The organism is Pseudomonas paraeruginosa, assembly GCF_003025345.2.
GTDB lineage: Bacteria > Pseudomonadota > Gammaproteobacteria > Pseudomonadales > Pseudomonadaceae > Pseudomonas > Pseudomonas paraeruginosa.
In genome coordinates this window covers 3,866,603-3,882,989 of sequence record NZ_CP020560.1, presented here as the reverse complement: position 1 = coordinate 3,882,989, position 16,387 = coordinate 3,866,603, and the positions used below count along the sequence as shown (strand labels likewise).

At 67.8% G+C, this 16,387-nt stretch carries 11 protein-coding genes and 2 pseudogenes; 5 read left to right on the top strand and 8 right to left on the bottom strand.

The window, feature by feature from the left end:
• The first annotated feature begins 144 nt into the window (after window positions 1–144).
• The 3 genes from B7D75_RS18335 (at window position 145) to B7D75_RS18325 (ending at window position 4,036) form a co-directional block, all read left to right on the top strand.
• A complete protein-coding gene (locus tag B7D75_RS18335) occupies window positions 145–669 on the top strand; it encodes an RNA polymerase sigma factor (protein WP_003149613.1) in 525 nt (174 codons plus the stop codon).
• Window positions 666–1,508 (top strand): FecR family protein, encoded by an 843-nt coding sequence (locus tag B7D75_RS18330; RefSeq protein WP_107114296.1) that lies wholly within the window; start codon window positions 666–668, stop codon window positions 1,506–1,508. The genes B7D75_RS18335 and B7D75_RS18330 overlap by 4 nt, the downstream gene beginning before the upstream one ends.
• A gap of 77 nt (window positions 1,509–1,585) precedes the next feature.
• Window positions 1,586–4,036, top strand: coding sequence for a TonB-dependent siderophore receptor (locus B7D75_RS18325; protein ID WP_034079947.1), 2,451 nt, complete (start codon window positions 1,586–1,588; stop codon window positions 4,034–4,036).
• 165 nt (window positions 4,037–4,201) lie between these two features.
• Here B7D75_RS18325 and B7D75_RS18320 read toward each other — a convergent pair.
• From B7D75_RS18320 to B7D75_RS18290, 7 genes and pseudogenes are all read right to left on the bottom strand, one after another.
• Window positions 4,202–4,911: pseudogene (locus B7D75_RS18320) on the bottom strand (PhzF family phenazine biosynthesis protein).
• Window positions 4,912–5,117: 206 nt separating this feature from the next.
• Complete coding sequence (locus tag B7D75_RS18315) at window positions 5,118–5,444, bottom strand: copper-binding protein (protein ID WP_034079944.1); 327 nt, start codon at window positions 5,442–5,444, stop codon at window positions 5,118–5,120.
• The gene (locus B7D75_RS18310; protein WP_107114295.1) at window positions 5,441–8,593 is read right to left on the bottom strand and encodes an efflux RND transporter permease subunit; all 3,153 of its coding nucleotides are present in this window, start codon (window positions 8,591–8,593) and stop codon (window positions 5,441–5,443) included. Before B7D75_RS18310 ends, B7D75_RS18315 begins: the two co-directional genes overlap by 4 nt.
• Entirely contained in the window at window positions 8,590–10,065 is a 1,476-nt protein-coding gene (locus B7D75_RS18305) for an efflux RND transporter periplasmic adaptor subunit (RefSeq protein WP_107114294.1), read from the bottom strand. Before B7D75_RS18305 ends, B7D75_RS18310 begins: the two co-directional genes overlap by 4 nt.
• Window positions 10,062–11,306, bottom strand: coding sequence for a TolC family protein (locus B7D75_RS18300; RefSeq protein ID WP_033998945.1), 1,245 nt, complete (start codon window positions 11,304–11,306; stop codon window positions 10,062–10,064). Before B7D75_RS18300 ends, B7D75_RS18305 begins: the two co-directional genes overlap by 4 nt.
• 89 nt (window positions 11,307–11,395) lie before the next feature.
• Window positions 11,396–11,740, bottom strand: a complete 345-nt coding sequence (locus B7D75_RS18295; RefSeq protein WP_003157470.1) for a hypothetical protein — start codon at window positions 11,738–11,740, stop codon at window positions 11,396–11,398.
• A 154-nt stretch (window positions 11,741–11,894) separates the two neighbouring features.
• A pseudogene (locus tag B7D75_RS18290) lies at window positions 11,895–12,263 on the bottom strand (beta-ketoacyl-ACP synthase II); the annotation flags it as partial.
• 162 nt (window positions 12,264–12,425) lie between these two features.
• Here B7D75_RS18290 and pdxB point away from each other — a divergent pair.
• A complete protein-coding gene (gene pdxB / locus B7D75_RS18285; RefSeq protein WP_012076517.1) occupies window positions 12,426–13,568 on the top strand; it encodes a 4-phosphoerythronate dehydrogenase PdxB in 1,143 nt (380 codons plus the stop codon).
• Between the two features lie 20 nt (window positions 13,569–13,588).
• Here pdxB and aceK read toward each other — a convergent pair whose 3' ends face one another.
• Window positions 13,589–15,322, bottom strand: a complete 1,734-nt coding sequence (aceK, locus tag B7D75_RS18280) for a bifunctional isocitrate dehydrogenase kinase/phosphatase (RefSeq protein ID WP_012076516.1) — start codon at window positions 15,320–15,322, stop codon at window positions 13,589–13,591.
• 134 nt (window positions 15,323–15,456) lie between these two features.
• Between aceK and B7D75_RS18275 the strand changes: the two genes are divergently transcribed.
• Window positions 15,457–15,990 (top strand): GNAT family N-acetyltransferase, encoded by a 534-nt coding sequence (locus tag B7D75_RS18275; protein ID WP_012076515.1) that lies wholly within the window; start codon window positions 15,457–15,459, stop codon window positions 15,988–15,990.
• Window positions 15,991–16,387 lie beyond the last annotated feature (397 nt).

Genomic DNA, 16,387 nt, shown 5'->3' with positions numbered 1-16,387 from the left:
CCGTCCGGTCATGCCCACGCCGCCGTGCGTGCAAGCTAAGCCATTATCGGCAGGCTTGGCGATGGCCGGTCTTTCATCTGCGACTGTTTCTCATTTACACTCGACCGCCATTCTCCGGAGCCCGGCTCCTTTCCTGGGTGCATCGTGCCGTTCGATCCCGCCAAGCCGACCTTGCTGTCCACACTGGTTCGTCACTACGAGGAACTGGTCGACCACATTCGCCGGCGCTTCGGCGACCGGGGCATGGCGCGCGAGGTGGTGCACGACGTGTGCGTGCAGTTGCTCGAGCGTGACGAGAAGGGCGACGTCCACACGCCCCTGGCGCTGCTGCGAAAAATCTCCCACGACACCGCCGTGAGCCGCTATCGTAGCGAGCGCCGCCGCGCGGCCTGGGTGGAAGCCGTCGCCGAGCTTCCCGAGGTCGCCTGCGCGGCGGCGACCCCGGTGGGCCGGCATGAGGCCGAGCGCGAGTTCCAGGCGCTGGTCGAGGCCATCGCCGCGCTTCCTCCTCGCTGCCAGGCCGTTTTCGTCATGCACAAGATCCACGAGATTCCCCAGGCGCAAGTCGCCGCCCGGCTCGGCATTTCCATCAAGACCGTGGAAAAGCACCTGCGCCTTGGATTGACGGCCTGCCGGGAACGCCTCGGGCGTGGCGAGGTACAGGCATGACCCAGCCCACCAGGCCGGGCGGGCAGGCTCCCGTGGACGAAGCCCTGCAGCGCCATCGCGATGCGCTGAAGGAGCTGTTTCCGCTGCCGCCCGCCACGCCGAAACCGCGCAAGGCGACCAAGGCGGCAGGAGGCGCGCTGCTGCTGGCGCTGGCCGTCGGCACCCTGGCCTGGCTGGACCCGGCCTATCAGCACGAGCGCTTCGTCACCGCCATCGGTGAGCGGCGCGACGTGACCCTGGCCGATGGCAGCCAGTTGCTGCTCGACAGCGGCAGCCAGGTCGAGGTCAGCTGGCACCCGTTCAGCCGCCAGGTCGAGCTGCGCTCGGGGCAGGCGCTCTTCGAGGTGTCGCCGGCGCTGTACCGGCCCTTCGTGGTCTCCGCGGGGTCGATCCGGGTCCGCGTGCTCGGTACCCGGTTCAACGTCCGCCGCCTGGACGACGATGTCCGCGTGACCCTGGCCCGTGGCCGGGTGGAAGTGGCCAACATGGCCGCCGCGAAGGCGCCGCTGGTGCTCCTGCCGGGACAGCAGGTCGACTCGATCGGCGGGCAGCTGACCCCGGTGGCCAAGGTCGATGCCGCCACGGCGATGGCCTGGCAGGACGACCGCCTGGTCTTCGAGCGCACGCCGCTGGGCGAGGCCGTCGCGCTGCTGCGCCACTATCGCAAGGCGCCCATCCGCATGGACGACCCCAGCCTGGCCTCCCTCCGGCTGACCGGCGTCTTCGCCGCGCACAACGCCGATCTGCTGCTCGACCTGCTGCCGAGCATCCTCCCCGTGGCCGTGTCGCGGCAGGAAGACGGCAGCGTCGAGATCCAACGCAAATCGACGCGAAAATAATTCTCGGACGCAGGTAGGGTTTCCCGCGCGCCGTGGCGGCTATCCAGGAAAAGCCAACCTGCAAAGGAAATCGAGACGTGCATTTTTCCCTCCGCAGTCGCCACCTGCGCCCCTCATTGCTCGCCAGCAGCCTGCTCCTCGCGGTGTCGGCCCAGGCCCAGGAAAAGCTCGACATGGACCTGCCCGCCGCACCGCTCGGCCAGGCCATCAATGCCCTCGCGCAGCAGTCCTCGGTACAGATCCTCTTCGCCGGCGACCTCGGCGCCGGCCGCCAGGCGCCCGCGCTGAAGGGTCGTTACACCCCCGAGGAGGCGCTGCGCCAGTTGCTCCGGGACAGCGGCCTGCAGGCACAGACCAGGGACGAACATACCTTCATCGTCGTACCGGCCGGCGAAGCCCGCAAAGCCGCCGCGCCCGTTCCGCAAGCCCAGAGCGAACCGCTGGACATGGAGCAGATGGAAATCACCGCCTCGCGCACCAGCAGCGACCTGGTTTCCGCCACCCGCCAGTCCACCGTCATCGAGCATGCCCAGCTCGAAGAGCTGCGCCAGGGCTCCGACAGCCTGGCCACCGTGCTGGCCAAGGCGGTGCCGGGGATGTCCGACTCCAGCCGCACCATCACCGAATACGGCCAGACCCTGCGCGGGCGCAGCATGCTGGTGATGGTCGACGGCGTGCCGCTGAACACCAACCGCGACTCCTCGCGCAACCTGGCCAACATCGACCCGGCGCTGATCGAGCGGATCGAGGTCATCCGTGGCAGCAGCGCCATCTACGGCAGCGGCGCCACCGGCGGGATCATCTCCATCACCACGCGTCCGGCCGGCGGCGAGAACCGCGCGGAAACCCGCCTCAGCGCCACCTCGCCGCTGACCCGCCTGGGCAGCGATGGCCTCGGCGGCCAGTTCCAACAGTACTTCGCCGGCTCCCTGGGGGCGCTGGACTATTCGTTCGACTTCGGTACCCGCCACGTCGGCGCTTCCTACGATGCCCATGGCGACCGTATCGCCCCGGAACCCAGCCAGGGCGACCTGTTCGACTCGAACGTCTACAACATCGGCGGCAAGCTCGGCCTGCGCATCGACGAGAACCAGCGCGTGCAGCTCGCCCTCAGCCACTACGACGCCCGCCAGGACACCGACTACGCCACCGACCCGAGGGTCGCCAGACTGCCGCCGGGCTCGGTCCCGGCCAACGCGATCAAGGGCCTGGAGCTGGACGAGCAGAACCGCATCCGCAACACCCTGGCGAACCTCGAGTACGAGAACCTCGACATCCTCGGCAGCCGGCTTTCCGCGCAGCTCTACTACCGCGACTATTTCACCCGCTTCACTCCGTTCGACGCCCGCGCCGTCTCCACTCGCGGCGGCAACGTCGACCAGATCATGCAGAACAGCGAAGTGTTCGGCAGCCGCCTGACCCTGCGCACGCCGTTGGGCGAAAGCGGCAATACCGAACTGGTCTGGGGCGGCGACTACAACCAGGAACGCAGCGACATGCCGCTCGACGTGTTCGACCCGGCGGCCTACGATGCCAGCGGCGGGCTGGTCTTCGACAAGATCGGCAAGCTCACCTACATGCCGCCGCTACGCACCCGCAGCGCCGGCGCGTTCGCCCAGTTGCAGCATCGCTTCGACGAACACTGGTCGATCGACGGCGGCCTGCGCTACGAATATTCCACCGCCGAATTCGACGACTTCATCCCGCTCTCCGAGTCCAAGGCCGCCTCGCCGGTGACCGTCAAGGGCGGCGACCTCGACTACGATGCGGTGCTGTCGAACCTCGGCATCGTCTATTCGCCGGTGGCCGGCCAGGAGATCTACGCCTCCTTCAGCCAGGGCTTCCAGCTGCCCGACGTCGGCATCCAGCTGCGCAACGCCCGCCGTGGCTTCGATATCGGCTCGTCGAACCTCGAACCGGTGAAGACCAACAACTACGAACTCGGCTGGCGCGGTGCCATCGGCGGCAATACCCTGGGCAGCCTGGCGCTGTTCTACACCACCTCCAAGCTGGGCGACGTGCAGAGCTTCAACAACGGCCTGATCCTCACCCGCACCAAGGAACGCATCTACGGCGTCGAGGCCAGCGCCGACTGGCTCAGCGACGACGAAGTCTGGGGCGCGGGCGGCAGCGCCACCTGGATGCGCGGGCGCGAGAAGCCGGACGGCAAGGACTGGCAGGACATGACCGGCTACCGTGTGCCGCCGCTGAAGCTGACCGCCTACCTGCAATACAAGCCGGATGCCGACTGGAACAACCGCCTGCAGGCCACCTTCTTCGACTCCAAGGACTACCGTCTCGACGGCGTGGAAAGCTTCGGCCGCCGCCAGGTCAGCACCTATACCACGGTCGACCTGGTCAGCCAGTACCGCATCACCCCCGACGACCAGTTGAGCCTGGGCATCCAGAACCTGTTCAACCGCGACTACTACCCGCTCTACAGCCAACTGCTGCGCAACAACAACAACACCAGCCACCTGCCGGCGCCGGGCACGGTGCTGACGGCGAGCTATACGCACAATTGGTGAGGGGAGGGCGGAGCCACCGGGCCTGGGCGGCCCGGTGGGCAGGGAGGATGCTTCCAGAGAGAAGGCGCCCTCGTTGTCATCCGCGTGGGCAGGCATTTCTGCCCAATGCCGGACGCCGCTCCATGCCGGCCAGGTAATGGGGAGGGGCAGGTTACGCCGTCCCGCTCAGAACACGACCTGCCCCGACATGCCCGGCTGTACCTCACCGCCGATCCAGATATCGCCGCCGATCTGCTCGACGCTTATCCGCCCCCGGCGACCCAAGGCCGTGCCCTGGCTCGCCGTGTAGCGCCCGGGCATGACTCCCGTGCCGATCAGCCATTGCGCCAGGCTCGCGTTGAGGCTGCCGGTAACGGGGTCTTCATTGAGTTCCTCGCCCATGAAGGCGCGCACTTCCACATCCGCCTCCGCCTGGGGACCTTGCCAGGGCGCGACCACCCCCACGTTGAGCCCGTCGAGCTGCGCGTAGTCCGGGCGAATGGCCAGGACCTCGTCACGCGTGGCCAGCCGTACGGCGACCCAGCCGGGTCCGTTGTCCACCCATTGGCTGCCGAGTACCTGCCCCGGGGACAGGCCAAGCCCGCTCTCGATCCGTCGCAACACTTCGTCTTCGACCGCTCCGCCACGGAGCAGGGGAGGCGCCGCGAACGACAGCAAGGCGCCCTTGCGGCGGATGCGGATCAGGCCCGCCAGGCATTCCTGGACGATCTCGGCCGCAGCAGGAAGGTCGTCTCGCTCAACTGGGTCCAGGCGGCGAACTCGAGCATCTGCTGGCTGCTCAAGTGGTCGGCGCCGATCACCACGGCAACGGCGTTGCCTTTGAAGGGCTGTTCGGAGAAGACATCGACTTGCTCGAAGGGTAACGAAACCGGCATGGAGCCTCCTGGGGTTGTGGCGGGGGGAGGATAGGGCAGGTGGCTGCCGTGCGAAACCGGGTTTCGCGATTGTTGGGCATCAGCCGCTCACGCGCCTGCGGTTCGACGATGGCTATCTTGGGCAACTTCCTCCCGGCCGGCAGTCAGCTATCGAGGGAGGGCCCCGTCGACCGAACCGGCCGACGGGACGTACGCGCGCTCGGGAGTTACTTCTTGCGGATACTCAGGATCCGCGACGAGCCTCCTTCACTGCGGAACTCGAACTCCACCCTGTCCCCGACCCGCAGACCCTCGAGTTGCTCGTCGGAGGTCTTGAACCCCATGGTCATTGGCGGCCATTGCAACGCGAGGACGGGACCATGGGCGAGCGTGACCGTGTGGCGCTCCGGGTCGATCGCCTTGATGGTGCCCTCGGCACGGGCGGTCTGGTAGCTTTTCGCGCCGTCCATCCGCGTGTCGGGCATGCTTTCGGAGAACGCGGGGAAGGACAGGGCGAATAGCAGGGCGCCAAGAGCGATGAAGGAAGCGTTCATGCAATTTCTCCTGGGTGGGGTTGGGCTATCTCGCCGGGCTGACGACGACGCATCAGCCAGTAGGCGGCGGGGATGACGAATAGCGAAAGCAGCGGGGCGGTGAGCATGCCGCCGACCATGGGGGCGGCGATGCGGCTCATCACCTCGCTACCGGTGCCGCCGCTCCAGAGGATCGGCAACAGGCCGGCGACGATCACGGCGACGGTCATGGCCTTGGGGCGTACGCGCTGGACCGCGCCCTCGCGTATGGCCGCCAGCAATTCGCCAGGACCGCCGCCGTCCGGGCGTACGGACCAGGCGTTCTTCAGGTAGACCAGCATGATTACGCCGAACTCCGCCGCGACCCCGGCCAGGGCGATGAAACCGACTCCGGTCGCCACCGACAGGTTGAAGCCCATCAGGTACAGCAGCCACACCCCGCCGGTGAGGGCCAAGGGCAAAGTGGCCATGATCAGCAGGGCCTCGTCGAAACGACCGAAAGTGAGGTAGAGCAGGACGAAGATGATCGCCAGGGTCGCCGGCACCACCAGTTCGAGGCGGGCGTTGGCGCGCTCCAGGTATTCGAACTGCCCGGAGTAGCTCAGGCTCATGCCCGGTGCCAGCCGCACCTCGCGATCCACTGCCTGGCGCAGTTCCGCCACCACCGAAGCCAGGTCGCGACCGCGCACGTCCACGTAGACCCAGCCGGAAAGCCGGGCGTTCTCGCTCTTGAGCATCGGCGGACCTTCGCTGATGCGCACCCGGGCCACGCTGCCCAGGGTGATCTGCCCACCCTGGGCGGTGTAGATCGGCAATTGTCGCAGAGCCTCGACCGAGTCGCGCCACTCGCGTGGATAACGCACATTGATGGGGTAGCGGGCGAGCCCTTCCACTGTTTCGCCAACGTTCTCGCCGCCGATGGCACTGCTGACGATGGTCTGCACATCGGCGATGTTCATGCCATAGCGGGCGGCTGCCTGGCGGTCGATGTCGACATCGATATAGCGGCCGCCGACGAGGCGTTCGGCCAGGGCCGAACTCACCCCCGCGATGCCCCTGGCTACCCGCTCCACGGCCTGGGTGGCCTGGTCGATCTCGGCCAGGTCGGTACCGGCGACCTTGATCCCGATGGGGCTCTTGACGCCGGTGGCGAGCATGTCGATGCGATTGCGTATCGGCGGAATCCATATATTGGTCAGGCCCGGTACCTTCACCACGCGGTCCAGTTCCTCCACCAGCTTTTCACTGGTCATGCCAGGTCGCCATTGCTCCTCTGGCTTGAAGCGAATGGTCGTCTCGAACATCTCCAATGGCGCCGGGTCGGTGGCCGACTCGGCGCGGCCGGCCTTGCCGAACACCGAAGCCACTTCCGGCACGCTCCTGATCAGGCGGTCGGTGCTCTGCAGCAGCTCCGAAGCCTTTTGCGCCGAGAGGCCCGGCAGGGCCGAGGGCATGTACAGCAGGTCGCCCTCGTCCAGTGGCGGCAGGAATTCCCCGCCCAGGTGGGCGAGGGGCCACAGTCCGGAGAGGAAGACCAGCGCCGCTGTCGCCAGGGTCGTGCGTGGGCGACGCAGCACGGCATCCAGCGCCGGCTGGTAGAGCCGGATCAGCCAGCGATTGAGCGGGTTGCGCTGCTCCGAGGGCAAGCGTCCGCGGATCCAGTACCCCATCAGTACCGGCACCAGGGTCACGGAGAGCGCGGCGGCGCCGGCCATCGCATAGGTCTTGGTGAATGCCAGCGGGCCGAACAGGCGTCCCTCCTGCGCCTGCAGGGTAAATACCGGAATGAACGACAGGGTGATGATCAGCAGGCTGAAGAACAGTGCCGGGCCGACCTCCGTCGCGGCCTCGGTCATCACTTTCCAGCGCTGTTCGCCAACCAGTGGCATGCCAGGGTGCTTCTCCTGCCAGGCCTCGACTCGCTTGTGCGCGTTCTCGATCATCACCACCGCAGCATCGACCATCGCGCCGATGGCGATGGCGATGCCGCCCAGGGACATGATGTTGGCGTTGATCCCCTGGTGGCGCATCACGATCAGCGCGATGAGCACCCCCACCGGCAGCGAGACGATGGCCACCAGCGAGGAGCGCAGGTGCCAGAGGAACGCGGCACAGACCAGCGCGACGACGATGAACTCCTCGATCAGCTTGTGGCTGAGGTTGCTCACCGCACGATCGATCAGTTGGCTGCGGTCGTAGGTGGTGACGATCTCCACTCCCTCGGGCAGGCTCTTCTTCAGCGTCTCCAGCTTCGCTTTCACATGGGCAATGGCTTGGCGAGCGTTCTTGCCACTGCGCAGCACTATCACCCCGCCCACCGCCTCGCCTTCACCGTCCAGCTCACCGATGCCCCGACGTACCTCCGGGCCGAGCTGGATGCTGGCGACGTCGCCGAGAGTCACCGGGCTGCCGTTGGCCGCCAGGCGCAAGGGAATCGCGCGGAAGTCCGCTAACGTCTCCAGGTAACCCGAGGCACGCACCATGAACTCCGCCTCGCCGAGTTCGAGTACGCCGCCACCGGCTTCCTGGTTGGCCTTGCCGATAGCCTCGATCACCTGGCCCTGGGTGATACCCAGGCTGGCGAGGCGCACCGGGTCGAGCACTACCTGGTACTGTTTGACCATGCCGCCGACGGTGGCGACTTCGGCCACGTCCGGCACGGTCTTCAGCTCGTACTTGAGGAACCAGTCCTGCAGGGCGCGGAGCTGTGCCAGATCATGCCGGCCGCTGCGATCCAGCAAGGCGTACTGGTAGATCCAGCCGACCCCGGTGGCGTCCGGCCCCAGGGCGGCCTTCGCCGTTGACGGCAGGCGCGATTGCACCTGGTTCAGGTACTCCAGCACTCGGGAGCGAGCCCAGTAGAGGTCGGTTCCGTCCTCGAACAGCACGTAGACGAAGCTGTCGCCGAACGAGGAAAAGCCGCGGACGGTCTTCGCACCCGGCACCGACAGCATGGTGGTGGCCAGCGGATAGGTGACCTGGTTCTCGACGATCTGCGGCGCCTGCCCTGGGTAGCTGGTACGGATGATCACCTGCACGTCGGAGATATCCGGCAGCGCATCGAGCGGCGTGCTGCGCAGCGACCACACCCCCCAGGCAACGATGAACAGCGTGGCCAGCAGTACCAGGAAACGGTTGGCCACCGACCAGCGGATGAGCTTGGCGATCATGGCTGCGGCTCCTGCTTGCCGATCTGTTCGATGACCAGTCCGGCATCGCCCTGGCTGACGCCGAAGCGAACGCGGTCGCCGGGCTTCAGGCCTGCCGCCAGACCGGGGCGAGCGAGAGGGAAGGTCATGGTCATGCCGGACATGCCCAGGGTGTGGAACGGGCCGTGGTCGATGGTCAAGCCTTGCGCGGAGATCTCCACGATGCGGCCGTCCGCCTCGTGAACGGGCGGCATCCGCATCGGCGCGACGGGTTCGTCGGCCGTGCGGGCCTCGATGCCCTTGAGGCTGGCATCCGAATCGATCAGGAACTGCCCGGAAGCGACCACCCGCTGGCCTTCCTGCAAGCCCTGCAGAACGGCCACATGGCTGCCGTTCTCCTGGCCGAGTCGAACCTCGACCGGACGAAACCGCTCCTTGCCTTCCGCCAGCATCACCAGGTTGCGCTTCCCGGTACGGATGACCGCTTCGCTGGGAATCTGCAGCACGGCGTCCTGACCGGCAAGATCGAGGCTGACCTCTGTCGTCATGCCCGGGCGCAACTGGCCATCGGCATTGGGCAGTTCGATGCGCAGTCGCAGGGTGCGACTCTGCCGGTCGTTCTCCGGCAGGATACTGGCCAGGGTCCCGGCCACCGGGCGCTCAGGAAAAGCCATCAGGCGCGCCGTGACCGCCTGGCCGACACGCAGGCCGGCGGCCTGCGCCTCCGGCACGGCGGCTTCCAGCCAGACGTGCCCCAGGCCGTTGATCCTGGCCAGGGACGCGCCCGCCGCCAGGGTCATGCCCGGGCGTACATCGAGCTCCCGGATCACTCCACCGATCGGCACTCTCAGGGTGGCCAAGGGCTGGACCTCGCCGCTGCGCTCGATCTGTCGCACGAGTTCAGCGGGCATGCCCGCCAGCAGCAGTCGTTGGCGGGCGGCTGCCAGCAGTGCCGGCTCGCCCATGCGGCGCAAGGCGACGAATTCCTCCTGCGCTGCCGTCCACTCGGGTACCAGCACGTCCGCTATCGGGGCTCCGGCGGTCACCACATCGCCCGGCGCGCGGGCGTAGGTGCGCTCGACGAAACCGCCGGCACGGGCTTGCAGCACGGCCACGTCGCGATCGTTGAAAGCCAGGACGCCGCTGATCCGCAGTGCGCGATCGAGTTTGTCGCGGGTGACGACGGCCAGGCGTACGCCGAGATTCTGCTGAATGCCCGGCTCGATACGTACTGCGGGCTCGCTGTCGGCGGCACTGGCATCGTCGGCGTATCTGGGCACCAACTGCATGTCCATGAAGGGCGATTTGCCCGGTGCATCGAAGTGCTGCTGCGGGACCATCGGGTCGTACCAGTACAGCGGCTTGCGTTCGGTACCCGGCGGCGGTGCCGCTGCCGGCGCCTGGGTGGGGCGCGCCAGCCAATAGCCGGCGCTGGCGCCTACGACCAGGACGAGACCTGACAGGATCGAAGCTTTCCAGGGGAAACGGCTCATGCGCGGCCCTCCTCGTAAGTGAAGTGGAGGCGCGCCGCGACCTGTGCCAGGGCGCCTTGCAGGTCAATCTGCCTGAGCCTTGCCGCCACCAGTTGCTGGCGGGCGCCGATCACCTCGTCGAGCTGGAGCTTGCCGGCGCGGTAGCCCGCGGTGGCCAGGCGTACCTTTTCCTCGGCCAGCGGCACCAGAGTGCCCTGGCTGCGCTCCAAGGCACGTTGCAGGCGGCGATGTTCGGCCAGGTCGTCCGCCAGTTGCTGCTCGTGCTCGCGTGCCAGGGCCTCGCGCTCGGCTTCCAGCTGGCGCACCTGGGCACGTCGCGCGGCGATCTTCGGATCCTGGCGAGTGCCGCTGAACAGGGGCAGGTCGAAGCTCAGCTGCAGCGTCATCATGTCGCCGAAGTCGCGGCCGCGACGCTGGTAGTCCACTTCCCAGCTCCAGTCCGGCTTCTTCTCCGCCACGGCCTCGCGCACCAGCGCTTCCGCCTCGCGGGTCATCGGTCCGTAGGCGGCGAGTTCCGGGTGCCTGTGCAGCGCCTGCAGCGAATGCGCAGCATCGATGGACCAGTGCGGGAAGTCGCCGCTCAGGGTCCGGGGCACGTCCTGTCCGATCCAGCGCCTGAGCGCTGCACGGGCCTGGGCAGCCTGGCGCAGCAGGTCGTCCTTCTGCTCATCCAGCAGGGCGGCCTCCTGGCGCGGTGCTACCCCGTCCACCGCGCTTGCGCCGCCACCGGCCAGGCGCGCGCGGACGGCCGCCTCGAGCAGACGGTTCTCGTGGTAGAAGTCGTCGAACATTGCCAGCTTGCGTTGCAGTGTGTAGGCCCCGATCCAGGCCTGGGCCAAGGCATTACGGACCTTCAGGCGCTCCACGCCCGCCTCGGCATCGGCGCGCTCGATGGCGGCCTGCGCTGTCTCGATACGGGCTTTGCGCTTGTCGCCATTGGTCATCTCCTGCGTCAGGCCGACCACCTGCATGGACATGTTGTCGCGCCGGGTGGACCAACGCTCGTCGCCCTCGATGGGAACGTTCTGCACACCCAGGCTCAGCCTGGGGTCGGGAAGTTCTCCGGCAGGGATGGCGGCGCTTTTCGCGGCAGATAGCTTCTCGCTTTGTGCGAGCAGGGATGGTGCGTTGCGTTCAGCCAGCAACAAGGCTTCGTCCAGCGACAGGGCGGCACCCTGCGCGGACAGGCTGGGCAGCAGCGCGAGCAGCAGCCAGCCCGATAGGAGTCGGACATGGGTCACGTCGAGAATTCCTCTAGAAAACCAGCGCATGGGCGCGGGCCGCCCGGCAGCCGCCAAGGCCGCGGGCGGGGGTCAGGTCGAGAGAGGAATCAGGCGCAGGGTGGTCGCCAGGGGTCGGCTGGAGCCTGGCCGAGCACGACGTCGGAATGCCGCGTAGCGCGGTGGGAAATGGCGGTGGGGGTGGCGGGCTTCAGGACATTGACCTGCAAAAGACTGCCGCTCTTGCATTCCTGTCCGCTTTTACAGTCCTTCTTGCCGTGCTGGGGCGTCTTGCTCATGTCCTGGCAGCAATCCTGATCCATGCCCGCCATCCGCTCCATCCCCATGCTCTGCATTGGGCAAGGTTCGGTCGGCGCCTCGATGCCCGCCATCCCGGTGAGGGGAAGCGCGACGGTCAGCAGCAAGACTACGAGCAAGCGAAGGCGACGGATCATGCCGGGCAGTGTATTCACAGCGTTTCGCTGCGGCAACAGAATCCCTTCGGGGCGGCTTCGAGGCCCGCTGCTGGCCGGGCAGGCACCGGGAGTTTCCTTGCGCTCGATGCCCCCGCCAGCGGGTTCCGAGCGGCTGGTGGAGGGGCCGGCCGTCCTACACCCGGCGCCGGAACAATACGCTGGCATTCACCCCACCGCAGCCGAAGCCATTGGATAGCGCATGTTCCATCGGCCACCGCCGGGCTTGGCCGCGCACCAGGTCGAGGCCCTCGGCGTCTGCGTCGGGAGTTTCCAGGTTGAGCGTGGCGGGGGCATTCAGGTACTGCACCGCGACCGCTTCCACGCCGGCCTGGCGCAGCGCCTGCTGCATGGCCTGGCGGGCGCCGCTGCCATCTTCCGGCCCGGCGGTCATATGGTAGGCGTCGGCGCTGGTGCCGCAGCCCACCAGTTCCTCGATGACCAGGAGGCCGGCGCCTTCGCCCATGACGAAGTCGTCACGGGTCTGGTCGAGGTGGCGATTCGCGGTTCTGTTCCTTGTGGCGGGCCATCGTTCGCGGTCGTGGTTGGGAGAAACGCGATCGTCGAGGCTTGCGCATGGCGCTGGCAGGTCCGTCTCGCGAGCCGTTCGGCAACACCGCGAGCCTCCGCCCTGCTAGAGTGTGCAGCCTCGTTCGCGGAGGTCTGCATGCGTATTCTCGCCGATGAAAACATTCCCCTGGTCGACGCCTTCTTCGCCGACCAGGGCTCCATTCGCCGCCTGCCCGGGCGCGCCATCGACCGCGCGGCGCTGGCCGAGGTCGACGTGCTGCTGGTGCGTTCGGTCACCGAGGTCAGCCGCGCGGCGCTGGCCGGCTCGCCGGTACGCTTCGTTGGCACCTGCACCATCGGCACCGACCACCTCGACCTCGACTACTTCGCCGAGGCCGGCATCGCCTGGTCCAGCGCGCCCGGCTGCAACGCCCGCGGGGTGGTGGACTACGTGCTCGGCTGCCTGCTGGCGATGGCCGAGGTGCGCGGCGCCGACCTGGCCGAACGCACCTATGGCGTGGTCGGCGCCGGGCAGGTCGGCGGGCGGCTGGTGGAGGTGCTGCGCGGGCTGGGCTGGAAGGTGCTGGTCTGCGATCCGCCGCGCCAGGCGCGCGAGCCGGACGGCGAATTCGTCTCGCTGGAACGGCTGCTGGCCGAGGCCGACGTGATCAGCCTGCACACCCCGCTGAACCGCGACGGCGAACACCCGACCCGCCACCTGCTGGATGAACCCCGCCTGGCCGCCCTGCGTCCCGGCACCTGGCTGGTCAACGCCAGCCGTGGCGCGGTGGTCGACAACCAGGCCTTGCGCCGCCTGCTCGAAGGCGGCGCCGACCTGGAAGTGGCGCTGGACGTCTGGGAAGGCGAACCGCAGGCCGACCCCGAACTGGCCGCGCGCTGCCTGATCGCCACTCCGCACATCGCCGGCTACAGCCTGGAAGGCAAGCTGCGCGGCACCGCGCAGATCTACCAGGCTTACTGCGCCTGGCGCGGCATCGCCGAACGCGTGAGCCTGCAAGACGTGCTGCCGGAAACCTGGCTCGCCGGCCTGCAGCTCAACCCCGGCTGCGACCCGGCCTGGGCCCTGGCCACGCTGTGCCGCGCAGTGTACGACCCGCGCAGCGACGACGCCGCCTTCCGCCGCAGCCTGACCGGCGACAGCGCCACCCGCCGCGCCGCCTTTGATGCCCTGCGCAAACACTACCCGCCGCGCCGCGAGATCACCGGCCTGCGCGTCGCCACCGGTGGACAGGCGGAGTTGCAGCGGGTGGTGCGGGCGCTGGGGGCGCAGTTGGTCTAGGCGCGTGCGGCTGGTTCGGGCTACTTGAGCAACTGCTCGGGCGTCTCCTGCCGCCGATAGGGAAACACGTCGATCACCTTGCCCTCGCGGATCTGCTGCTGGAGGCCCTGCCAGTATTTGGCGTCGTAGAGGTTGCCGTGCAGCTTGGCGAACAGCCGGCGCTGGTCGAGGTCGACGAACAGGAAGCGCGGGAATTCCTCCGGGAACACGTCGTTGGGCCCCACCGAATACCAGGGCTCGGACGACATCTCGTCCTCGGGGAAGCGCGGCTCGGGGATGTAGCGGAAGTTCACCTCGGTGAGGTAGCAGATCTCGTCGTAGTCGTAGAACACCACCCGGCCGTGGCGGGTCACGCCGAAGTTCTTCAGCAGCATGTCGCCGGGGAAGATGTTCGCCGCCGCCAGTTGCTTGATCGCCAGCCCGTAGTCGTTCAGCGCCTCGCGGGTCTGCGCCTCGCTGGCGTTCTCCAGGTAGATGTTCAGCGGGGTCATGCGCCGCTCGGTCCAGCAGTGGCGGATCAGCACCACGTCGCCTTCCACCACCACCGTCGACGGCGCCACTTCCAGCAGCTCGGCCAGGCATTCCGGCTCGAACTTGCTCACCGGGAAGCGGAAGTCGGCGAACTGCTGGGTGTCGGCCAGGCGCCCGACCCGGTCGTGGTTCTTCACCAACTGGTACTTCTGGATCACCGTGGCGTGGTCGACGCTCTTCGACGGGTTGAAGCGGTCCTTGATGATCTTGAACACCGTGTTGAAGCCGGGCAGGGTGAACACGCTCATCACCATCCCGCGTACCCCGGGGGCCATGACGAAGCGGTCGTCGGTGGTCGCCAGGTGGTTGATCAGCGCGCGGTAGAACTCGCTCTTGCCCTGCTTGTAGAAGCCGATCGAGGTGTACAGCTCGGCCAGGTGCTTGCCCGGCAGCAGGCGCTTGAGGAAGGCCACCAGCTCGGCCGGCACCGGCACGTCGACCATGAAGTAGGAGCGGGTGAAGGAGAAGATGATCGAGACTTCCGCCTCGTCGGTGATCACCGTGTCGAACTGGATGCCGTGGCCCTCGCGGTGCAGCAGCGGGAACACCAGCGGCCACTGTTCGTCCGGGGTGAACAGGCGGCCCACCAGGTAGGCGCCCTTGTTGCGGTAGAACACCGAGCCGATCAGCTCGATGGCCAGGTCCGGGTCCTTGCACACCCAGTCCGGCAGGTTGCTGTGCAGCAGCGCGTCGATCCGTTCGAGGTCGCGCTCGCGGTCGTCGTAGGGCACGTCGAAGCGGTAGTCGTCGAAGATCTTCTCCAGCGCCTGGCGCAGGTCGCCGCCCGGCCGGTAGGTGCGGGTGTAGGGCGCGCGGGCGTGGGCGCGCAGCGAGGGCCGGGTGGTATGCACGAACATCGTGCCGTCGCTGATGTTGTCGTGGCTGAACAGCCCGCAGAAGATCGAGTTGAACCAGGTCTCGGCCAGCTCGTCGTCCAGCCGCAGGTCGATCTGTGCGATGTAGGCGCTCTTGATGATCGGCCAGCGCTCCACGTCCAGCAGCTCGCTGTCGGCCAGCCCCGCGCGCAGCCCGGCCACCGTTTCGGCGACCTTTTCCTCGTAGAGGTTGATCCGCTGCGCCGAAGCGCGCTGCGCTTCCTGCCATTGCGCCTGCTCGAAGCGGGCCCGGGCGCCGTCGGTGATCTCGCGGAACTGCTCTCGGTAAGCGTCGAAACCGCGCAGGATGAGGGCGGCGATTTCGCTGGCTGGGGCACTCTGGACCATGCTGGCGTCCTTTCGTGGTTCGAACGCCGAGCTTAGCCAGAGCCGCGCGACAGGGAAAGCGCGATCTCCGACCGGCTGGTCGGGCCCGGCGCAGACGCTTATGCTGGACGGCCAGACAGCCAGGGACGACCGCAATGACCGCCGAATCGCCGACGATCCGCCTCGAACGCTACAGCGAACGCCACGTGGAAGGCCTCACCGCCCTGTACAACGACCCCGCCGTGGCCCGCCAGGTCCTGCAGATGCCCTACCAGTCGGTGGAGCAGCGCCGCAGGCAGTTGCAGGGCAGCGCGGACGACGACCGCCTGCTGATCCTCGTCGCCCTGCACCAGGGCGACGTCATCGGCAGCGCCAGCCTCGAACGGCACCCGCGCATCCGCCGCAGCCACAGCGGCAGCATCGGCATGGGCGTCGCCGTCGCCTGGCAGGGCAAGGGCGTCGGCAGCCGCCTGCTCGGCGAACTGCTGGACATCGCCGACAACTGGATGAACCTGCGCCGCCTCGAACTCACCGTCTACACCGACAATGCCCCGGCGCTGGCGCTGTATCGCAGGTTCGGCTTCGAGACGGAGGGGGAGATGCGCGACTACGCGGTGCGGGATGGGCGCTTCGTGGATGTGTACAGCATGGCGCGGTTGCGGCGGGTCGAGGGCAGGGTGGCGGAGTGAAGAGGCGAGGCACGTCGAGGAATGGCTTTCGGCCGGGTGCGGTCCGTTTGCCCATGCAGTGAATCGGTTGCCGCGTCCGCTGCCACCGGCCCTGTGCGACCACGCCAGTCGCGGCGCCTGCCGTTCCTCGGCTTGCGACCATGGCCCGCGGGCGTCGCAGGGCGAACCCCGGTCGCCAGGTGCCGCGCTGGCTACAGGAACGTGACGCCGCGCAGCCGGGCGGGCGGGAACGGTCGCCGGGCGGATCGCCCTGGCGACCCCGGCCCTTTCGGAAACGTCCTATATCGGTTGTTACGGGCGGAAACATATAAAGCCGGCCTGCCCATGAGGAATGCCTTCATGGATAAAAGGCGGAGGGCGGGAGTCCGCTTTCGCTCGCTGTCGCCACACGCAACAA

Coding starts and splice junctions, on each gene's coding strand:
- B7D75_RS18330 (WP_107114296.1), top strand. CDS start 666: ATGACCCAGCCCACCAGGCCGGGCGGGCAGGCTCCCGTGGACGAAGCC.
- B7D75_RS18315 (WP_034079944.1), bottom strand. CDS start 5,444: ATGAACGCTTCCTTCATCGCTCTTGGCGCCCTGCTATTCGCCCTGTCC.
- B7D75_RS18310 (WP_107114295.1), bottom strand. CDS start 8,593: ATGATCGCCAAGCTCATCCGCTGGTCGGTGGCCAACCGTTTCCTGGTA.
- B7D75_RS18305 (WP_107114294.1), bottom strand. CDS start 10,065: ATGAGCCGTTTCCCCTGGAAAGCTTCGATCCTGTCAGGTCTCGTCCTG.
- B7D75_RS18295 (WP_003157470.1), bottom strand. CDS start 11,740: ATGATCCGTCGCCTTCGCTTGCTCGTAGTCTTGCTGCTGACCGTCGCG.
- pdxB (WP_012076517.1), top strand. CDS start 12,426: ATGCGTATTCTCGCCGATGAAAACATTCCCCTGGTCGACGCCTTCTTC.
- aceK (WP_012076516.1), bottom strand. CDS start 15,322: ATGGTCCAGAGTGCCCCAGCCAGCGAAATCGCCGCCCTCATCCTGCGC.
- B7D75_RS18275 (WP_012076515.1), top strand. CDS start 15,457: ATGACCGCCGAATCGCCGACGATCCGCCTCGAACGCTACAGCGAACGC.